The sequence below is a fragment of the Thauera humireducens genome (genome assembly GCF_001051995.2).
Classification (GTDB): Bacteria; Pseudomonadota; Gammaproteobacteria; order Burkholderiales; family Rhodocyclaceae; genus Thauera; species Thauera humireducens.
In genome coordinates this window covers 1,033,861-1,052,549 of sequence record NZ_CP014646.1, presented here as the reverse complement: position 1 = coordinate 1,052,549, position 18,689 = coordinate 1,033,861, and the positions used below count along the sequence as shown (strand labels likewise).

At 69.6% G+C, this 18,689-nt stretch carries 19 protein-coding genes; 4 read left to right on the top strand and 15 right to left on the bottom strand.

Going from position 1 to position 18,689, the window contains the following annotated elements; all coding sequences use genetic code 11:
* Positions 1-46: 46 nt before the first annotated feature.
* The 8 genes from AC731_RS04935 to AC731_RS04900 all read right to left on the bottom strand — a co-directional run bounded on the left by AC731_RS04935 (position 47) and on the right by AC731_RS04900 (position 8,854).
* Positions 47-751, bottom strand: a complete 705-nt coding sequence (locus AC731_RS04935; protein ID WP_048709680.1) for an HAD family hydrolase — start codon at positions 749-751, stop codon at positions 47-49.
* Entirely contained in the window at positions 748-2,649 is a 1,902-nt protein-coding gene (pabB, locus tag AC731_RS04930; protein ID WP_048709677.1) for an aminodeoxychorismate synthase component I, read from the bottom strand. Before pabB ends, AC731_RS04935 begins: the two co-directional genes overlap by 4 nt.
* Positions 2,650-2,668: 19 nt before the next feature.
* Complete coding sequence (gene fae, locus AC731_RS04925) at positions 2,669-3,202, bottom strand: formaldehyde-activating enzyme (protein WP_048709673.1); 534 nt, start codon at positions 3,200-3,202, stop codon at positions 2,669-2,671.
* A 50-nt stretch (positions 3,203-3,252) separates the two neighbouring features.
* On the bottom strand, positions 3,253-4,080 hold the full coding sequence (locus AC731_RS04920) for a formylmethanofuran dehydrogenase subunit C (RefSeq protein WP_048709670.1): 828 nt from the start codon (positions 4,078-4,080) through the stop codon (positions 3,253-3,255).
* A complete protein-coding gene (gene fhcD, locus AC731_RS04915; RefSeq protein ID WP_048709667.1) occupies positions 4,077-5,033 on the bottom strand; it encodes a formylmethanofuran--tetrahydromethanopterin N-formyltransferase in 957 nt (318 codons plus the stop codon). The genes AC731_RS04920 and fhcD overlap by 4 nt, the downstream gene beginning before the upstream one ends.
* Complete coding sequence (locus AC731_RS04910) at positions 5,030-6,703, bottom strand: formylmethanofuran dehydrogenase subunit A (RefSeq protein ID WP_048709664.1); 1,674 nt, start codon at positions 6,701-6,703, stop codon at positions 5,030-5,032. The genes fhcD and AC731_RS04910 overlap by 4 nt, the downstream gene beginning before the upstream one ends.
* Positions 6,700-8,007, bottom strand: a complete 1,308-nt coding sequence (locus AC731_RS04905) for a molybdopterin-binding domain-containing protein (protein WP_048709661.1) — start codon at positions 8,005-8,007, stop codon at positions 6,700-6,702. The genes AC731_RS04910 and AC731_RS04905 overlap by 4 nt, the downstream gene beginning before the upstream one ends.
* Positions 8,008-8,140: 133 nt before the next feature.
* Positions 8,141-8,854, bottom strand: a complete 714-nt coding sequence (locus AC731_RS04900; RefSeq protein WP_048709660.1) for a HisA/HisF-related TIM barrel protein — start codon at positions 8,852-8,854, stop codon at positions 8,141-8,143.
* Here AC731_RS04900 and AC731_RS04895 point away from each other — a divergent pair.
* Genes AC731_RS04895 through AC731_RS04885 form a run of 3 tightly spaced genes read left to right on the top strand, consistent with a single transcriptional unit; the run spans position 8,853 to position 11,646 of the window.
* Positions 8,853-9,938, top strand: a complete 1,086-nt coding sequence (locus AC731_RS04895) for an ATP-grasp domain-containing protein (protein ID WP_048709657.1) — start codon at positions 8,853-8,855, stop codon at positions 9,936-9,938. The two genes, AC731_RS04900 and AC731_RS04895, sit on opposite strands and share 2 nt — an antisense overlap.
* A 14-nt stretch (positions 9,939-9,952) precedes the next feature.
* On the top strand, positions 9,953-11,068 hold the full coding sequence (locus AC731_RS04890) for a hydantoinase/oxoprolinase family protein (RefSeq protein WP_237266605.1): 1,116 nt from the start codon (positions 9,953-9,955) through the stop codon (positions 11,066-11,068).
* Positions 11,068-11,646, top strand: a complete 579-nt coding sequence (locus AC731_RS04885) for an amino acid kinase family protein (RefSeq protein ID WP_048709655.1) — start codon at positions 11,068-11,070, stop codon at positions 11,644-11,646. The genes AC731_RS04890 and AC731_RS04885 overlap by 1 nt, the downstream gene beginning before the upstream one ends.
* 51 nt (positions 11,647-11,697) lie before the next feature.
* Here the strand turns inward: AC731_RS04885 and AC731_RS04880 are convergent, their stop codons facing one another.
* Genes AC731_RS04880 through AC731_RS04865 form a run of 4 tightly spaced genes read right to left on the bottom strand, consistent with a single transcriptional unit; the run spans position 11,698 to position 15,005 of the window.
* Complete coding sequence (locus tag AC731_RS04880) at positions 11,698-12,414, bottom strand: (5-formylfuran-3-yl)methyl phosphate synthase (protein WP_237266604.1); 717 nt, start codon at positions 12,412-12,414, stop codon at positions 11,698-11,700.
* A complete protein-coding gene (locus AC731_RS04875; protein ID WP_048709652.1) occupies positions 12,411-12,980 on the bottom strand; it encodes a DUF447 domain-containing protein in 570 nt (189 codons plus the stop codon). Before AC731_RS04875 ends, AC731_RS04880 begins: the two co-directional genes overlap by 4 nt.
* Positions 12,970-14,406: a DUF6513 domain-containing protein gene (locus AC731_RS04870; RefSeq protein ID WP_048709650.1), complete on the bottom strand. Its 1,437-nt coding sequence runs from the start codon at positions 14,404-14,406 to the stop codon at positions 12,970-12,972. Before AC731_RS04870 ends, AC731_RS04875 begins: the two co-directional genes overlap by 11 nt.
* Complete coding sequence (locus tag AC731_RS04865; protein WP_048709648.1) at positions 14,385-15,005, bottom strand: flavoprotein; 621 nt, start codon at positions 15,003-15,005, stop codon at positions 14,385-14,387. The genes AC731_RS04870 and AC731_RS04865 overlap by 22 nt, the downstream gene beginning before the upstream one ends.
* A 294-nt stretch (positions 15,006-15,299) precedes the next feature.
* Between AC731_RS04865 and AC731_RS04860 the strand changes: the two genes are divergently transcribed.
* On the top strand, positions 15,300-15,809 hold the full coding sequence (locus tag AC731_RS04860) for a dihydroneopterin aldolase (RefSeq protein WP_205626633.1): 510 nt from the start codon (positions 15,300-15,302) through the stop codon (positions 15,807-15,809).
* A 111-nt stretch (positions 15,810-15,920) separates the two neighbouring features.
* Here the strand turns inward: AC731_RS04860 and fae (AC731_RS04855) are convergent, their stop codons facing one another.
* The 3 genes from fae (AC731_RS04855) to mch all read right to left on the bottom strand — a co-directional run bounded on the left by fae (AC731_RS04855) (position 15,921) and on the right by mch (position 18,682).
* Positions 15,921-16,430 carry a formaldehyde-activating enzyme gene (fae, locus tag AC731_RS04855; RefSeq protein ID WP_004251268.1) on the bottom strand — a complete coding sequence of 170 codons (510 nt, stop codon included), beginning with the start codon at positions 16,428-16,430 and terminating at the stop codon, positions 15,921-15,923.
* A 213-nt stretch (positions 16,431-16,643) separates the two neighbouring features.
* Positions 16,644-17,678, bottom strand: a complete 1,035-nt coding sequence (locus tag AC731_RS04850; RefSeq protein ID WP_048709646.1) for an ATP-grasp domain-containing protein — start codon at positions 17,676-17,678, stop codon at positions 16,644-16,646.
* Positions 17,675-18,682 carry a methenyltetrahydromethanopterin cyclohydrolase gene (mch, locus tag AC731_RS04845; protein ID WP_004251274.1) on the bottom strand — a complete coding sequence of 336 codons (1,008 nt, stop codon included), beginning with the start codon at positions 18,680-18,682 and terminating at the stop codon, positions 17,675-17,677. Before mch ends, AC731_RS04850 begins: the two co-directional genes overlap by 4 nt.
* Positions 18,683-18,689 lie beyond the last annotated feature (7 nt).

Sequence of the window (18,689 nt, the reverse complement as noted above, 5' to 3'; positions counted from 1 at the left end):
ACGTGCGGGGGCACGTGGCATGGGCGCGCGCTGCCCCGCGTGCGTTTCAGGGGCGGTCGAGGCGCAGCGCTTCGAGGGTGTCCGCGATGCGCCAGCCGTGTGTCCGCGCATGTTCGCGCAGCTGCGGGTCGGGGCGGATCACGACAGGCTCGTGCACTTTCTGCAGCAGGGGCAGATCGCTCGCCGAGTCGGAATAGAAGACGCTGTGGCCGATCGTGTCCCACCGCAGATCCTGGCCATGCAGCCAGTGCTCGACGCGGGCGATCTTCTCGCCGCCGTGGCAGACGGCGCCGGCCAGTCGCCCGGTGAAACGGCCATCCTCCGTCTCGAACTCGGTCGCGAGCAGTATCCCGACGCCCAGCGCGTGCGCGAGGGCCGATGCGACGAAACGGTTGGTCGCAGTCACGATGCAGCAGCGATGCCCCTGCCCGACGTGGTGCGCGACCAGTCGATGTGCCGCCTGCGGAATGTCTGCAGCCACGGCGGCCGCGAACTTGCGTTGCAGTACCTGCAGGCGGTCGGGGGCGAGGTCGCGGAAGGATTGCGCGACGAAGTGGTGCAGTTGGGTGGCTGTGGCCCTCCCTGCGACGTAGTCCATGCAGCGCGCGAGGTAGTCGTCCGCCAGGGCTGGGCGGACTTCACCTCGGCCTACCAGAAAGCGGAACCACGCCATGCCGCTGTCGAAGGGCACCAGCGTATGGTCGAGGTCGAACAGCGCGACGGCTGGGGACTGCCTTTCAGACGGGCTCACGGACGGCCCTCACCAATTTCTTCATCCAGGATGGCGTCGACTGCGCCCCGCAGCGCGTTGCAGACCACGATGCGCTCGGCGCGGCGCAAGGCGTCCAGGGTGAGTGGCGCTTCCTGTGCCCCCCACGCCGGATCGTCCAGCAATACGCTGCGCATCACGCCGGGCAGCAGCCCCGAACCCAGTGGCGGCGTGATCCACTGGCCGTCGACCCGCGCGAACACGTTGCTGCGCCCGCCCTCGGTGATCTCGCCGCGCTCGTTGCAAAAGAGCATGTCGAAGGCGCCCCGGCGTACTGCTTCGGCGACGGCCGCGTCGTAGACGCCGCGCATGGTCGTCTTGTGCCCGATGAAGGGGGTGTCGGAACGCAGCGGTATCTTCGCGAGCAGGAGTCGCACCGGTCCGTCGGGCAGGGTGTCGAGCGCAGCGACGGCGAGTTCGGTGCTGCCGTCCTTGTGCAGGGCGAGCCGGATGCGATGCCGCGTGTCGGGCGCGAAACCGGCGCACTGGCCTGCGAGTGCCTCGAGGATGGCTTCGCGCCTGAAGTCGAAGCCCAGCGCCGCCGCGCTGCGCTGCAGGCGCGCGAGATGGCGGTCGAGGTGGCGTACGCCCTTCCCGCCCTCGCCCAGCATGGTTTCGAACAGGCAGAACCCGGGATCCAGCCTGGTGAGGAAACGGGCCTTCAGCAGGCACTCCTCGAATTCCTCGTCGGCCCGGCTGTCGATCACGATGCCTGCTCCCACCCCCATGCGCCCCGGGCGCAGGTCGGACGCGTCGGGCGGATCGAGGACGAGCGTTCGGATCGCGACCGACAGGCAGAAGTCACCGCACGCCTGCTCATCTGCAGCCGGCGGCTCGATCCAGCCGACGCTGCCGGTATACAGGCCGCGCGGGGTGTTCTCCAGCTCGGCGATCAGCTGCATCGTCCGGTGCTTGGGCGCGCCGGTGATCGAGCCGCAGGGGAACAGCGCGCGCAACAGGTCGGGAAAGGTCGTGCCCTCGGCGAGGTCCGCATCCACGGTGGAGGTCATCTGGAACACCGTCGAGTACGGCTCGATCGCGAACAGCTTCGGCACCTTGACCGAGCCGGTGCGCGCGATGCGACCGAGATCGTTGCGCAGCAGGTCGACGATCATCAGGTTCTCGGCGCGGTTCTTGACGTCCTCGCCGAGCATGCGTGCGATCTCGCTGTCGCCCTCGGGCACGCGGGCGCGCGAGGCCGTGCCCTTCATCGGCCGGGCTTCCAGCCTGCCGCCGGTGTTGCGCAGGAAGAGCTCGGGCGAGCACGACAGGATATGGCCGCCACCGGACTCTGCCGGCAGCGCGATGAAGGCGCCGAAGGCCACCGGCTGGCGCGCGCGCAACCTGCGATAGAGGCTGGTCGGCGTGCCGAAGCTGCGGAACCCGAGCCGGTAGGTGTAGTTGACCTGGTAGGTCTCGCCCTCGCCGATGTAGGCGTGGATGCGCCGGATGGCGTCGGTGAACGCATCGCGGTCGACGCTCGGGACGATGTCGACGACACCGGCCGGCGCTGGCTGTCCCGCGTCGAGCTTCAGCTCGTCCGCTTCCTGCCGGGCAAGCCAGGCGCTGACGTCCTCGGCCGACAGGCGCGCCATGTGCGCGAACATCAGCACGCGCAGTTCGCCCGCAGCCTCGGGCGCGATCCGCTCGTAGCCAGCCTTCATCAGGCGCGCGCCCCACTCGTAGTCGGCAAGCACCACGGCCTGCAGCCCGTCGCGCAGGTCGGCGGCCACCGACTGCCACATCGTGTCGAGGCAGGCGGGGTCCTCGCAGCGGTGCTCGCGCACGAAGCCGGTGTAGAGCCTGCTCGTCGGCTGCGCCGCGGTGGCGTGGCAGTCGTCGAGCAGGGCGAAGCAGTCGGTGCCGGGTCGGAACGTCATCGGCATGGTCCGTGTGCGGTCAGCTCCAGTCGTCGTAATCGTGCTTGATCGTGTGGCGGTTCGCGATCAGCTCGTCGAAGCCGGGTTCGTTGTTCAGCGCGCGCTTGATCGCCAGCTTGGTCGCCTCGTAGTTGGTGCGGTACATGTCCTTCTTGTCGAGGTTCGAGTCGGTGGCGCAGCGCGGGTCGATCCACACCAGGCTGATGATGCACAGGTCGTCGGCCACATCGCGCGGAATGATGCTTTCGATCACGCAGTCGAGCACCGCATCGGCCGTGGCCGACTGCACGACGCCACCGAACAGCTCGATGTTGGCCGTGTCCTTCAGCGTGACCTTGGGCACGGTGATCGTTGCCGGACGCACCATCTGGTTGCAGGCGCGGATGGCGAACATCGCGGTGTGGCCCTTGCTCTGCGCCATCATGTTGGCGAAGGCCTGGCCGACCGGGCCGTCCGTACGGCCGATCAGGATCTCGGGCATCGCGTCGGTGAACTGGCCCTCGGCGGCGAGGACGGTGGCTTCTCCGGCGTGGAAAACGTAGTTCTTGCTCATGAAGGCTCCGTGGGGGTCTGGGTCAATCCGTTCGAGTCGATTCGTCCGCGTCAATCCATCTGCGGCAGCAGCCATTCGCCCTTGCCGCCCGTCGCGAGGTCGCCGACCAGCCGGCGCGGCAAGCGTGCAGGCAGGGCCGCGAAAGGGCCGCCATGATAAGCCAGGCTGCGGCGCAGCAAGGCCCAGAAAACGGTGATGTCGTGTCGCGTCTCGACAAAGGTCGGCGGCGTCTCCGGCGCCGGGCCGGCGAACACCAGCGTGCCGCGGCGCATGCCGTAGCCGCAGTGCGCACCCGCCCTGCCCGCCAGCGCCACCGTGCCGGCCACCAGGCGCGAGGCGAGGAAATCGCCCGCATCGCCGTGGATGAGCAGCGTGCCGCGGCGCATGCGGTCGGCGCAGCGTGCGCCGACGCTGCCGCGCACGATCAGCATGCCGCCGCGCATGCCGTCCATGCTGCCGGGCAAGGCCCCGGCGGCGAAGTCACCGAGCGTGCCGCCGATCTCGATGCGACCGCCCCGCAGCTCGCAGGCGGCCAGGTCGCCAGCGTTGCCGACGACGAGGATCTCGCCTGCCAGCATCTCCGCACCGAGGTAGTCGCCGGCGTCGCCTTCGACCCGCAGCGTGCCGCCGTTCATGCCGCGGCCGATATCGTCGATGCGGCGGCAGTCGCCCTCGATGACGAGTTCGGGCGTGGCATCGCCTGCGAGCGCCTGGGCGCTCACATCGAAGAGTTCGCCCAGCTCGACCGCCTCGCGGCCAAGCCAAAGCGGGCGTCGGGCGACCTCGGTGGCATCGGCACCGGCCTCGGGCACGATGTCGTCCAGCGATACGCGCAAAGCCGGCGGCTGGCGCAGGCGAAGGTGCAGTCGCGTGCTCATGCCACGCCCTCCCCGCCGAGGATTCGGCGCAGATGGAAGTGGAAGGGGCCGAGCTTGCCGCCATAGTTCCCGGCCGACAGGCGTGAGACGCCGCCCTCGGCGCCGCGTGCGACGATGGCGTCCATGCCGGCGCGCATCGCCGCGGACACGTCGGCCTCGGTCAGGCCGTCGATGACGATCTCCATGACGCAATTCACGTCTCCGCAGTTCACCCCGGCATCGAGTTCCGTCCTGCGCGCGAGCGGCGCCAGCGCCGGGCAGAAGGCGTCATTGGTCGAGGCCGACAGGCTGGCGTACTTGCTGCCGACCTTGGAACCCGAGCGCACCACCCCGCCCGGAAACGGCATGATCACGCCCGGCACGCCACGCATCGCCGCCACGCCGGCTTCGGCCGCGGCCAGCGCGGCCTCGGTGTCGCGCGCGAGGATCAGCAGGTTGCCACCCCCGACCGCCTTGACCACGAAGGTGGTTTCCTCGCCGACGAACTCCCCGTCCATGGTGGGCACCCGCCAGTAGCGCGTGCCGTCGATCATCTTGGAGATCTGCCAGCCGTCGCCGAAAAAGCGCAGGTTCTTCGCCAATGCGATCGGCTCGCCGTCCTTCAGGCCGGCATACACCGCAGTGGTCGGACAGGTCAGCACGCACTGGCCGACCCGGCGCTCGACCTGCTTGGCGAGCTCCTTGCCGGACATCGAGAACAGCAGTACCGCCACGCCGGGCCGCCCGTCGGGCGTCTCGTCCGGCGACAGCGGGCGTTCGATGGCCGCCTCGCAGCCGCAGGCGATCACCGAGGTGGCGAAGCCAGTGGCAGCGACCGCGGCATGCTGCGCCCAGGTGTCGTTGTGCGCCGTGATGATCAGCCGCGTCGCCTTCATCGGGAAGGCTTCGGCGAAGGTGTCGTCGATGTCGATGCCGTTGCGTTGCATGGGGGTGGTCGTTTCCGTGGCGCTCATGTCTGCCCCCCGCCGTGCAGCTTGCAGGGCAGCAGGCTGCCGTGGTTCGAGCAGGAGCACAGTTCGTCCTTGCTGATTCGGGCGTGACGCCAGTCGATGCTCATGTGCTCGCGGTAATGGCGCTCGAGCGTCTTCTCGATGGCCGGGTCGTAATCGGGCTCGACGAAATGGGTGCCGCCGGTGGGCACGGCCTCCAGCCGGCCGCGGCGGGCGACCAGGGTGCCGTCCTTGAAGACGTATTCCGGCGCGGCGAACATCGCCTCGCGGTCGGCCTGCTCGCGATAGACGGCGATGTCGGCGGCTGCGCCGACGCCGAGCTGGCCGCGGTCGGTGAGCCCCAGCAGCTTCGCCGGACCGGCGCGGGTCATGATGGCGATGTCATAAAGGCTGAGTTCGCGCCCGATCTCGCGCAGGTCGGCCATCGCCGCCACGTCGGGGTGCAGCCGGGCGAGCTGTTCGTCACGGAAGGACTTGTCCATCAGCAACCTGATGAGGTGCGGATAGCTGGTGAAGGGGCCGCCGTTGGGGTGGTCGGTGGTCAGCACCACGCGCCAGGGGTCGTCCATGCGCAGGAAGATCTCCAGCCCGATCGCCCACTGCAGCGCGTTGACGTAGCTCTGCTCGCGGTAGCGGAAAGGCACGACGCCGCAGCCGGCATCGCACTCGATGTCGCCGCCGACGTACTTGCGCGGGCTGCCCAGGTCGGCATTGGCGAACTGGCGCATGGTGTCGCCCGAGGCGGTGACGGTCTGGCCGAAGATGATCTGGCCGACGTCGATGCTGACGTTGGGCGCCGCTTTCAGCTTCTCGATGAGCTGGCGGGTGGCCGAGGAGAATTTCTTCGGCCCCTCGGTGCCGTAGGTGTGGAACTGGATGTGCGTCAGATGACCGGGCAGGCCCTCCAGTGCGTCGATGGTGGCGAGGGTGGATTCGATGTTGCCGGCCACGCCGAGGTTGCTGGCGTGGATGTGCAGCGGATGCGGTACGCCCAGCTCGCGCAGCGCGCGCGCCAGCGTATGCACCACCCCGCGCGGTGTGACCTGCCAGTGCACATGGTTCTCGTCCACGTCGAGCTTGCGCTGGTTGAACTTGAAGGCGGAAATGCCGCCGGGGTTCACCACCTTCACGCCCATCGCCTTGCTGGCGTTGATCGACCAGCCTACGTAGTCGCGGATGCGCTCGAAGTCCTCGCCGCGCGCCAGCATCTCGAGGAAGACCTCTTCGTTGCCCAGCATCACGTAGGCCCCGTGGTCGAGGATGGGGGTGTCGCCCATCTCCATGTGCGCCTGGCGTGCGTTGGCGGCCAGCATCGCCGGCTCGAAGGCGGCGGTGTAGCCCATCTCGGCGTAGCGGTAGCCGGTCTCCAGCGTGCCGGGCGTGCAGCAGCCGCCGGAGGCGAGTTCGAGCAGGTTGTCGCGCTCGCGCCGGGCGCGGTGGTCCTCGGGCAGCAACATGCGGGCGAGATTCACCTTGCCGCCACCGATATGGGTGTGCAGGTCGATACCGCCGGCCATGACGATACAGCCGGCGAGGTCGTAGTCGTGGTCTGCCTTCTCCTGCGGATGGAGTTCGACGATGCGGCCATCGCGGATGCCGATGTCGCGTATTTCGCCGTCGATGCCGTTCGTGGGGTCGTAGATGCGGCCGCCGCGCAGTCGGATCGTGCTCATCGTGCGCCCTCCGCGACCAGGGCGAGTCGCGCGTCGAGGGCGCGGGCCACGTCGGCGACGCCCGGCAGGCCGTCGTCGCGGATCGCATGCAGGGGCAGCGCGACCACGCTGTCGGCACGCATCAGATGACCGCTGGCATTGACGCCCGGGGTGGCGACCGGGATGAAGATCGTGCCCTTCTCCGCGCAGTGCGCTGCCAGCGCCGGATGGCCGAGGACGATGCGGGGAACGCCTGTGGGCGGTGGCGGCAGCTTAGGCCCGAAGCTGGCGACCCAGAGCAGCAGATCCACCTCATCGCCGGCAAGGAGACGGTCGGTCGCGTACTGCAGCGGCTGGTGCTCGAGACCCCGCGGGCCGACGCGGCTGCGCAGTGGCAGGCCGGACAGCCAGGTCATGGCGGCGTTCGCGGTCTGCGCGCCATCCACTCCGCCCAGCGCGAACATGCCGGCGCGCGTGCTGCGGTTCAGGCTCATCACCAGACGCAGCAGGGCTTCGCCGATCAGGGCGCCGTGCGCGGGCAGTTGTGCCGGCTCCCAGACCAGCACGGCATAGCGTGCTGCGCGCAGGGCATCGGCCAGTTCCGCCAGTTCGGCTGCGGGCTGGGGCAGACCGCGTTGCTCGACCAGGGCGGCGAGTGTCGCTGCGGTATCGAACAGGTCGCCCTGCCCCGCCACGATGTCGACGCTGCTGCTTTCGATGGCCTGCGCTGGCGGGACGGTACCGACGAAGACGGTGCGGCGATGCACGCCGCTACCGGTAGCCGGCGCGCAGCGGCGGAAGAACTCGGGATAGTTCGTCGCATCGGTGCCGAAGCACACCACCAGGTCGGCGCGCGTACGGATCTCGGCAAGCGTGGTGAACATCTGGCCGCGATCCTGCAGCGGGCGCAGCGTGTGCATCAGGGCCTCGCCATGCGCGTGGTCGAGAATGGCGCCGCAGGTGTTGGCCAGGCGGTAGAGCTGGCGCATCCCGGCGACATCGGTCGCCAACCCGCCGAACAGCGGCTGGCGTGCCTCCGAAAGACGGGCGGCGGCGGCCTCCAGCGCAGCCTCCAGGGTCGCGGGCGCGCCGTCGATGCTGGGTGAGACCGGCGTGGCGGACCGGCTGAAGGCCGCGAGCGCCTTCAGCGCGCGGGGGCAGTCCGAACCGAGCAGTCGCGGCGGGTCGCCATCCTGCAGGCCGAAGCCGTCGCACAGCAGCGAACAGAAGGGGCAGGTCCACGGCGCGCCGGTGGCAGGCGGCGCCGCGGCGGGCGATGGATCGGGGGCGTGCGCGGGGGTAGGCGTGGGGGTGTGCGTATTCATGCGGGGCCTCCATGCAAGCCATGTGCCAAGGTTTCGCGCGGAGAGGCGGATGTGCCCCCTGCCCTCGCCAACGCGCCCTTTCGTTCCGATCCGATACACACGGCGTCGGGCGTGTGCCAAAAAGCCACGCCCTTCACCGCTCGACCCGCGGGATGCGGCGGTCGTGCAGGGCCGAAGCGACCAGCCAGGCATCGGCACCGGCTGCCGCGGCGCAGGCGAGGTCGTCGGCATGGCGGATGCCGCCGGCCCCGATCAGACGGGTGTCACCGGGCGCCTGCGCCCTCACCGACTTCAGCAGGTCGAGCGCCGGGCCGTCGTAGGCGCCGACGCGCTCCAGCGCCATCAGGATCAGGCGCTGCGGCCACAGCGTCGTCGCGTTCCACAGCCCGGCGGGATCGAGCGCCTCTTCGCCGCGACGGTCGAGCGACAGGATGCTGCGGTTCCGATCCGCCAGCGCGGCGGCGGCCTGCGCACGGCTCGCGAGCGACTCGCTGGCGAACACCGGGACGACGCGGGCCGCGTCCGCGCCGAGCCGGGAGAGCTCGCCGCGCAGCATGTCGAACACGATCATGTCGGCAAAGCCGGCATCGAGCCAGAGCGTGAGGCCCGGATTGTGCTTCAGCAGGCGCGACAGCAGCTCGGCCTGCACGGCCCCGCCCGTCAGTGCGTCGAGGTCGGCCACATACAGGGTGTCGGCCGCGGCGTAATCGAGCAGAATCGGCACCACCTCGCGCGGATCGCTGCTGCCGCACAGCGGCGATTCGATGGGGGCGTAGTGCTGGCGCTCACCGCGAATGCCGCGCACGACCTGCCCGCGCAGGAGATCGACGACCGGAATGATGTGCATGGAACGGAAAACGAAGGTCTTGTTGTACGAATTCATCAGCGCCGGCGGACTGGGCGCGGCGACCGCTGGCCAGGCCTCGCTGCTGGCGCAGGGTATCAGCATGCGCGATGCCGTGCTGACCGACCTCATGGCGATGGACGATGTGCAGGTGACCGCGGTGGATTGTCCGGCCGCGCCTCTCCACCAGGTCGGGACGATCCGGGTGCCGGACGGTGCGCAGGTGGCGGACGTCCTGCGCGAGCTTGCAGCGGACTTCGACCGCGTGTGGGTCATCGCCCCGGAGAGCGACGGGATCCTGCTGCAGCTGTGCGAAGCGATTGGCGCTGCGCGCTGGGTCGGTTGCGACGCGGACAGCATCCGTGTCGCCAGCAGCAAGCAGGCGACCTGCGCCAGGCTGGCGGCAGCCGGTATTGCCGTGCCCTGGGGCTGGGCGCCCGAAGGGGAGGAGCCGTCCGCAGCCCTGCGGGCCGGACCCTGGATCGTGAAGCCCGACGACGGCGCCGGCGCCGAGCAGACGCGGGTTTTCTCGGGTTTTGCGCCGGCGCGGGACGAGGCCTTGCGACGGATCTCGTGCGGACAGCCGACGCGACTGGAGGCCTGGGTGGGCGGGAATCTCAAGGACGCTCGCGACCACGGTGATGCGTTGAGCCTGTCACTGCTGTGCCGGCCGGATCGCACCGAACTGCTGAGCATCAACCGGCAGCGCATCGTGCTGGCAGACGACGGCGCGGTGCAGTATCGCGGCGTCGACATCGACGCCATTCCGCTCGACTGCGCTGTCGGTGGCGAGCTGTGCCTGCTCGCCCAACGCATCCACGCTGCCCTGCCCGGCCTGGCCGGCTTCGTCGGCGTGGACCTCGTGCTGGCGAGCGCGCGTGAGACTGAGGCAGACCCTGCGCGTAGTCGTCCGGTGGTGATCGAGGTGAATCCGCGCGTGACCTGCGCCTATGTCGGGCAGTCGGTGCGGCTCGGGCGCAATCTCGCGGCCGAGATCCTCAACGCTGCACCGGCAGCCACCCTGGCACCCTGTCCTGCGGTAGCGCAGGCGCACGAAGCGGCCGTCGGCGCCCTGTCCGTCCAATGAACCCCGAAGTCTTCATGTCCAGCATGCCGCCTGCCAGCCCGCTCGCCGCTGCCGCATCGCAGGCCGCGGCGGGCAGCGTAGCCCTGCCCGTCATCGGCTGGGACATCGGCGGCGCGCACGTCAAGGCCGCGCTGGTGCTCGATGGCCGGGTGCGCGAAGTGCGCCAGTGCGCAGCGCCGCTCTGGCGAGGCCTGTCGCACCTCGATGCTGCAATCGACGAGATCCGCGTGCAGTGGCCGCTGTGCGACACTGCGCGCCACGCGGTGACGATGACGGCCGAGATGACCGATGGCTTCGCCAACCGCGAGGCCGGCGTGCGCGGGTTGGCGGCGCATTTATGTGCGCGTCTCGGCGACGGCGTGCGTTTCTTCGCAGGCAGCGAGGGCTGGGTCGAGGCCGCGACCATCGGCGAGCACTGGTCATCGATCGCCTCGGCCAACTGGCTGGCCACCGCATGGTGGGTGGGCGAGCGCATGCCGGAGGCGGTGCTGGTGGATATCGGCAGTACCACGACCGACCTGATTCCGGTGCGCGAGGGGCAGCCCGTGCCGCTGGGGCGCAACGATGCGGATCGCCTGTCGAGCGGCGAGCTGGTGTATCTCGGCGCAGTGCGCACCCCGCTGTGCGCCCTGGCGCGGCGCATCGCATTCGAAGGCTGTGAATACAACGTGATGAACGAGTTCTTCGCGACCACGGCCGACATTTTCCGCCTGACTGGCGAACTGGCGCCCGAACACGACCAGTACCCTGCAGCCGATGGCGCGGGCAAGGATGCCGGCTCCACCCGCCAGCGCATTGCCCGCATGATCGGTCGCGATGCCAGCGAGGCCGATGCAGCGGCCTGGTCGCGCTTCGCGTCGGCGTGGCGCGAGGCGATGCTTGCCGAGATCGACCACAATCTGGCCCGCGTCCTGTCGCGCTTCTCCATTCCCATGCCTGCGGCCCCCCGGCCGACCTTGGTCGGTGCCGGCTGCGGCCTCTTCCTCGGCGAGGCGCTCGCCCGGCCCCACGGCCTGCCCTTCGCGCATTTCGCCGGCCTGGTGCCGGCCGACGAGCGCTGCCGCGCCTGGGTCGATACCTGCGCGCCGAGCGTCGCGGTGGCGCTGCTGTTCGCACGGGCGGTGGGCTGATGTGGGTCGTCAAGCTCGGCGGCAGCCTCGACCGCAATCTCTTGCTGCGCGACTGGCTCGAGCGGCTGGCGGCCGAGGGGGCGGGCCGCGTGGTCATCGTTCCGGGTGGAGGCCGCTTTGCCGACGCCGCGCGCGAGGCGCAGCAGCATTGGGGTTTCGACGACCTGGCCGGCCACAACCTCGCCGTGCTGGGCATGGCGCAGATGGCGCAGCTGCTGAAGGGGCTCTGCCCAGCCCTGTGCTGTGCGCGCGATGAAACGGCAATTCGCGCCCAGCTGGCGGCGGGGGCCGTGCCGGTGTGGATGCCGCTCGATCTGCTGCGTTCGGCCCCGGATGAACTGACCAACTGGGGCGTGACGTCCGACAGCCTCGCGCTGTGGCTCGCGGCGCGGCTTCAGGCCGAGGGCGTAATCGTGGTGAAGTCCTGCGCCGTGCCTTCCGGGGCGGACGAGGATGCGCTCGTTCAGGCCGGCATCGTCGATGTCGAATTCGCCGCCTATCGCGCGCGGCTCGAGTGTCCGGTGCGGGTGGTGTCGGCAACTGACTGGGAGGCTGTGCCCCGCTTGATGACGCCCTGAGAGACCGGGGTCGTGTCAGGGCGCCCTGTTGCCTCGTCCCGCTTTCCAGGTCTACTCCGCGATCGCCTCGCAGAAGGCGGTCCGGTACGCAGCCAGTCCGTCACGCACCGCCTTCAGGCGTGCGGGAACGAGGCTGCCGCTGCGTGCGCCCTCGCACACTGCGCTGCGAAACCCGGCAAAGGCCGGCTTCAGTTCGCGCAGCGCGGGCAGGTCGCGCAGTTGCAACGCCCCGGCGAGGCCGAAAGGCTTGCCATGCGCGCGGGCGCTGGCGATGAGCCGGGCGAGACGCACCGGGCCCATGCGCTGGACGAGGCTGCCGCCGAGCTTGGCCTGGGTGTCGACCATCAGCGCGGGGAATGGCAGCCTGCAGGCGGTAGCGAACAGGCCCTCGTCGATGCCGTCGTCGGCGATCAGCACCGGCACGATCGGTCGTCCGCACAAGGCCAGGCGTCCGAGCAGCGCATCGGCGGCTGCCCCGCCCTGCCCCGGCACGCCGACCTTCACCAGGTCCACGCCGGCGTCGGCGACCTCGCGGATGGCGTGTTCGATCGCAGTCAGTTCGGTGGCCTGCAGGTCGCCGATCGTGGCGCTGATCATCAGGCGCGGATGCCGTGGCCGGACGACGGCGAGGATGTCGCGGATCTGCGCAATGTCGAGTCCGCCGAGCGCGCCGGCGGCGGGCTCCTTGAGATCAAGGTAATCGACGCCGAAGCCCGCGGCCTGCAGCGCCTCGTCGACATCGCGCACGCTGACCAGCATCCGGATCATGCGCGCGCCTCCTGCGCGGCATGGAAGCGGTCGGCGGCGTCGGTCAGCCATTCCCAGGCCTCGAGTTCGTGTGGGCCGGCGGTCTTGTCGATGGCGATCTGCAGATAGAGCATCTCGGCGTCGACCTTCTCGCGCGGCAGCATGGACAGGCGGCTGACCAGCACCGCGCCTTCGATGACGGCGGCCTGGGCGCGGTTGAAGCCCGGAAAGGCGGCGTGGGCATGCTCGCCGACGCGCCGCATGTGCAGGATGGGGCGCACGTCGTGATCCTGCGGCTTGACCAGTTCCAGTTCGACGTGGGTCAGCGCGCTCGCCAGCCGGCGGCCGGCGAAACCGTCGAGCGCGATTGTGGGCCATTCGCGGCGGCCAGTGACGCAGCCGGCGAACACGCGCACGTCGGTGGTGAGGTTCAGCACCGCCTTGCCGGTCGCGAGCACGTTGTCGAGCGTGCGTGAGGGCTTGAAGGGCATCATCAGCACCTCGTGGCCTTCGTAGCGGATACCCATCGGTGCGAGATGCAGTTCGCCGTCCGGCGAGAGCGTGGTGACGATGGTCTCAAAGATCATGAGCTTGCGCCTGCAAGGGGGTTGGGGAGGCGTCGGGCTTGGGCGCCCGCTTCGTCTTGGTGGGGCCGGGTGCGCAGTGGGCGAGCAGGTCCTGCGGTGCGCGGTCGACGGCGCAGCCCCAGTCGAGCGGCTGGTCCTGCATGTAGCGCTTGCCCAGCGACCAGGCGATCTCGGCGCGTGCGAGCTCGACACCCATGTAGAAGGCGTGGCCGCCGTCGTGCTGCAGGCCCAGCCGGGGCCAGAATTCGAAGGGGTCGCGCGCGATGTGGTGACCGTCGCGGTTGTAGACGTGCAGGCCCTGTTCCGAGACCTGCACGCGGAAGTTCGGGTCGCGCACCGCCGCCGCGATCTCGGCGATCTCGGCCGGGCTGTCCGGAAAAGGCCGCTTGGCATGGACCGTCATCAGGTCGTCGCTCAGGCCCTTGGGCAGCGAATGCGTCTCGCGCGCGGCGTACATCACCCGCCGCGCCACGTCGGCCTCCTTGACCGCGCGTCGGGCGTGGCCGCTGACCTGGGTGGTGAGCACCGCGGCGATGCCGAGTTCGGCGCCGATGCCGAACAGCACGGCGTTGATGCCGCTGGTGTCGGCTTCGGTGAGTTCGGTGACGTTGCCGACGCCCATCATGATGTCGATGCCCGGGAAGCGCTCGCGCAGGCGCTGGTAACGGCACAGCGAGGCGAGCAGGCCATACGGGATCGGGTCGAGGATGGCGTCGGCGAGGAAGGGTCTGCCGCGCTTCAGCAGATGTTCCACCGCGCCGTGCAGCGAGGCTTCGTCCCCGGGCTCGCGCGGGATCAGCACCGGGATGGCGTCGGTCTCGTCCGCCAGCCAGAGGTGGTCGGGCGTCAGGCTCAGCAGGTAGTCGGCCCCCGCGCCGGCGCCGCGGCGCAGTTCGGCGAGGTCCAGCGAATCGATGCTGACCCGAAAGCCCTCGCCTTTCAGGGCCCGCACTGCGTCCTCCAGGTGGTCGAAGGGCGTGGCCGGCAGGCAGCCGAGGTCGATCACGTCGGCGCCGTCGGTGCGCAGCGCATGGGCGCGGGCGACGATGGCGTCGATGTCGAGCCGGGCGGCATCGACGATCTCGGCGAAGATCAGCGTGTCGTGACGACTGAGATCGACCGCACGCGCGGCACGGTTGAAATGGCGTGGGATGTCCTTGAGTTCCTCCGGGCCGCGCTCGACCGGGATGCCGTAGTGGCGCGACAGTTCGTCGAGGTCGCCGCGGCAGCGGCCGGGCACCAGGATGCGGTCGGCCCGCACCGGCGCCTCGACGCGGCGGCGGATCATGTCGGCGGTCATCAGCCCGGCGACCTGCAGGCCGATCTCGCGCACCTCCCAGGTGAAGGGCGCGGGCTCCATGCCGTGCAGCACCTTCTCGAGGTTGCGCTGGGCCAGCCGGCCGGTCAGGAAGACGAGGTGTTCCATGTCAGGGCAAGTTCGGCAAGACGGGCGTCGAGCAGCGCCTCGAGTTCGTCGGGCGACTCGACGACGCGACAGAAATCGACCCGGCGCAGGCGCTCGACGTTCTCGAGATCGATGTTGCGCGGCTTCAGTTCCACCCATTCCCGCGGCGCCTTGGTGATGACCACCGGCTTGGTGTCGCAGGCCAGCACGATGCCCGGGATCTCGAGCTTGCCCGCCTGCGCGAAGATGTTGGTGGGCAGCGTGTCCGAGATGCCGAGCGCACACTTGGCGACGGTGTTGCTGGTGGCGGGGGCGACGATCACCGTGTGATAGACGTCGTCATAGAGCATGCCTACCGGCACCGAGCTGGCCGTCTTGTCACGGAACACGCGGCAGCGGTCCTTGAGCTCGGAGAGTCCGAAGTCGTACATCGGCAGCACTTCCTCGGCGGCGGCGGAGAGGAAAAGGTCCAGATTGGGCAGGCGTAGGGCCACCGCCATGCATTCCTCGAGATAGTGGCCGGAACCGGTGAACGCCCATGCGAAGCGGCTGCGGCGTTCGGGCGTGCCCGCGGTGCCGCCGGTGGGCAGCAGGTCGTCGTGTGCGTCGGTGTGTAGCAATTCGGTCGTGTGTTCCAGGATGGCGCAACGATGTGCGCCGTTGCGCGGATGCGTCGATGATAACGGGTTCGCGACGCGCAGGCGGCGCAGCGAAGCCGGGGGTTTTCGCAGGCGTTTCAGATTGCCAGCAGGATGCGTGCCGGCTCGCGTATCATCGCGCCCGCTCGCGCTGTCTGTCGTCGCCTGCCGGGGGCTCATGGTCCAGTTTTCGCTTTGGTCCGGGCTGAGGTCGTGCCGCGCTCGGCCGCAACGGGTGATCCCGCCCGCCCCGTCATCCCAGGAGAATCCGCGACGATGCATTCCGACCCGCTTGCCCGCCTGATGTCCCAGCCCCTGCCCACCGATGGCAGTGCCGCCACGGCTGCCGCGCTCGACATCATCTTCATCCACGGTTTCGTCGGCGAAACCGTCATCGGCATCCACGACAACGAACTCGACGTCACCCAGCCGATCCGCATCGACCTTGCGGCCGGTCTGCCGCGCAGCCTCGCCTGCGATACCGACCGCATCGGCGACACGATCGACTACAGCGTGGTGCGCAGCGCCCTGCTCGACATGTTGCAGAACCACCGCTACCAGTTGCTGGAGGCCTTCGCTGAAGGCGTGGCGGCGATGCTGCTCAATGATTTCGGTGCGCAATGGGTGCGCGTGGGCGTGACCAAGCCGCGCAAGTTCGATGATGTGGACGGCGTGGGGGTGCTGATCGAGCGCAGTCGTCCGCCGCGTGCGCGGCGCGAGCACGGACCGGGCGCGGAAGTCCTGAGCCTGCTGGGTGCCGGCCTGGTGCCGGGCGGCCAACGCTGACGCCAGCGAGGGCCCGTCGGTCGCGGGCCCGGTTCGCTGCGGTTCACGAAAAATGCCGAGGCGAACCTCGGCATTTTTCTTTCCGGCCCCCAATGGGGCTGGACGGGACGATCAGTGGGCTGCGAACGGGTGGGCCGCCGTGCTCTTCTTCGACACGACCTCGGCCGCGGTGGGCTGGCCGGTGACGGCGCGCTTGATGGCCTCGCGGGTGGCCTGGTAGTTGTAGTCCTGGATCTTCTTGTCGTCTTCGGCCAGCCAGTGGATGAACACGCCGACACAGATGAAGATGTTGTCGGCTTCGTCGGCCGGGATGGTGCCGTCCTCGACGCTGTCGGCGACCGCCATCGCGACCGCGCGCTGGGCCGGGCCGAACATCTGCACGGCCTGCTTGGCGCCCTTGATCGTCACCTTGTTGAACATCACGGTGGCGGGCTTGCACAGCAGGTTGGGCGCTACCACGGCCAGCAGCGAGGTGAAGCCGTCCTTGTTGTTGGTCAGCGCGGTGGCGAAGGCGGTTTCGGCGGCGCTACCACGAGGGCCAAGGATCAGGTCGATGTGCGCAACTTCGTTGCCGTCGCCAACCAGCGATTCCCCCACCATCATGCGATCGATCTTTGCCATGCTTTTATCTCCGGTTTGAGTTGTTGTGGCCGCCCCCCGGGGGGAAGCCCAGCCGTCCGACGATCCCTGAATCGCCGATACGCAACCAGCAACTCATGATTCGTGCCAGCTTCGCGATCCGCGTCGAAAACGCCGTTTCGCGTCCTGCCGATCGTCATTTCGCGCCCCGACGCCCACTACCGAACCGCGCTGAGGGGCGGCGGTGTTCAATCCTCACGCGGATCGCGTGACACCTGACCCAATTTGACACACCTGCCCTGCCGCGCCGACCAGCAGCGGCACACCCAGCCGGCGTGCCAGCAGGTCGTCGACGATGGCCTGCGCGATGTCGAAGGGCGTGACCTTCTGCAGGCCTCGCCAGGCGGCGACGCCGTTGACCTCGATGACCTGCGCGCCGAGCGGGCTGGCCGGATCGGGTACGAGGTCGACGCCGGCATAGTCCATGTCCAGCGCCGCGGCAGCGGCTTCGGCCAGTTGCGCGAGTGCGGGCAAGAGCGGTGAGGCCACGCTGCGTGCCCCCTGGGCGACATTGCGCACCCAGTGGGGGCTGACGCGCTTCATTGCCGCCACGGCGCGACCGCCGATCACCATCACCCGCCAGTCGAAGCCGGGCGCCTGCTCGCTTTCCGGCTGCGGAATGAAGCGCTGCAGGTAGGCAAGCCCGCCGACCGACTTCAGGTCCGGCAGCGGCACGGTCTGCCCGCCGCTCGCGTCGCCTCCTTCCTCATTGCTGACCCAGCCCACCTTCTGAAGCCCCTTGCCCTGCGAGCCGAACATCGGTTTGAGCACCAGGCAGCGGCGCGCGGCCGTTTCGCGCATCAGCAGGCGCCGCGCCTGCGCCGCGTCCTCGATCGCCCACGCCTGCGGCGTGGCGACGCCCGCCTTGTGCAGCAGGAAGCTCGTCATCGATTTGTCGACGCTGCGCTCGATCGCGCGGGCGTCGTTGTAGATCGGCACGCCGAGCTCGCGCAGCGCATGCAGGACGCCGAGACGTTTGGTGATCTGCTCCAGGCTGCCGCCGGCGATGCCGCGCACGATGCCGGCCAGCGGCAGGTTGCGGCCGAAACCGGGGATGACGAGCCCCGAAGGCCCCGCGCCGGTGTCGAAGCGGCACTGTTCGAGATCGACGCAGCGCCCTTCGAACCCGCGTCGCGCAAGGGCTTCCTTCAGCTTGCGCGTGTGCCAGCCGGTCTCGTCGGTGAAGATGGCGACGCGTCGCCGGGTTTCGTCGCCGGCCGCGCGCGTCATGCATCGACCTCCAGCCACAGGCTGCGCAGCAGCGCCATGTCGATCGCCCCCGCGTGCCAGCTGCGGCCCGAGTCGAGGTTGCTGACCCACACTTCGGCGGGGGCGAACAGCGCCGGGTCGATCTTGTAGAAGTCGTATTCGTAGTCGCGAAAGATGTCGGCGAAGGAGCGGCCGTAGTCGCGCGAGTTCGAGGACGGCAGCGCCTTTGCCAGCCGCTGCGCGGCCTCGTCGCTGCCACTGACGGCGAGCTGGACACGGCCGCCGTAGAGGATGGCGTCGTTGGTGCGGCCCATTGCGATGCCGCCGTCGGGGCTGGGCGCCGGCAGGGGCGCGCAGGCGCTGCCTTCGACGATGTCGCCGAGCGCGAAGCCCAGATCGTGCGCCTTGTGCATCGCCACTTCCAGCACCCGCGCGACGACCTGGGTGCTGCCCGCCAGGCTGGTGGTCGGCGTCAGGATCAGCGTCAGTGCTTCGGGCGCGAGGCCGCAGTCGCGCAGGATCTTGTCGATGACGACCTGCGGCGGCCGGCGGTCCACCTCGAGCACCAGCACGCCGCGTTCGGCGCGGTCGCGATAGCCGAGCTCGGCGAACAGGTCTTCGCGGCAGGCCAGCGCCCGAGCCGGGCCGGAGCCGAGTGAGAAGAACTTGCGGCCGCCTGCCTCTTCCTTGCTGGCCGACAGGCTCCAGCCCGCGTACTGGCTGCCCAGGCAGGCCAGCACCGGTTGCGCGCTGGCGACCTCGATCCAGGTCGGCCAGTCCGCTTCCGGCCGGACGGATAGGCGGACTTCGCCGAGGCTGCCCATGCAGATGGCGCCGACCGCGACGCCGGCCGCGGTGCTGCCGCGCACGTCGATGCCGCCGTCGATCAGGGTCACGCCGCTGTCCAAGCGTTCGATGGCGAGGCCGAATGCGTCGGCCCGGGCCAGCAGGTCGTCGACCTGCGCGGCGGCCAGGGTGTTGATGCTGAAGGGGCTGTCGGCCAGCACGGGCGCGTGTTCGCTCATCCTGCCC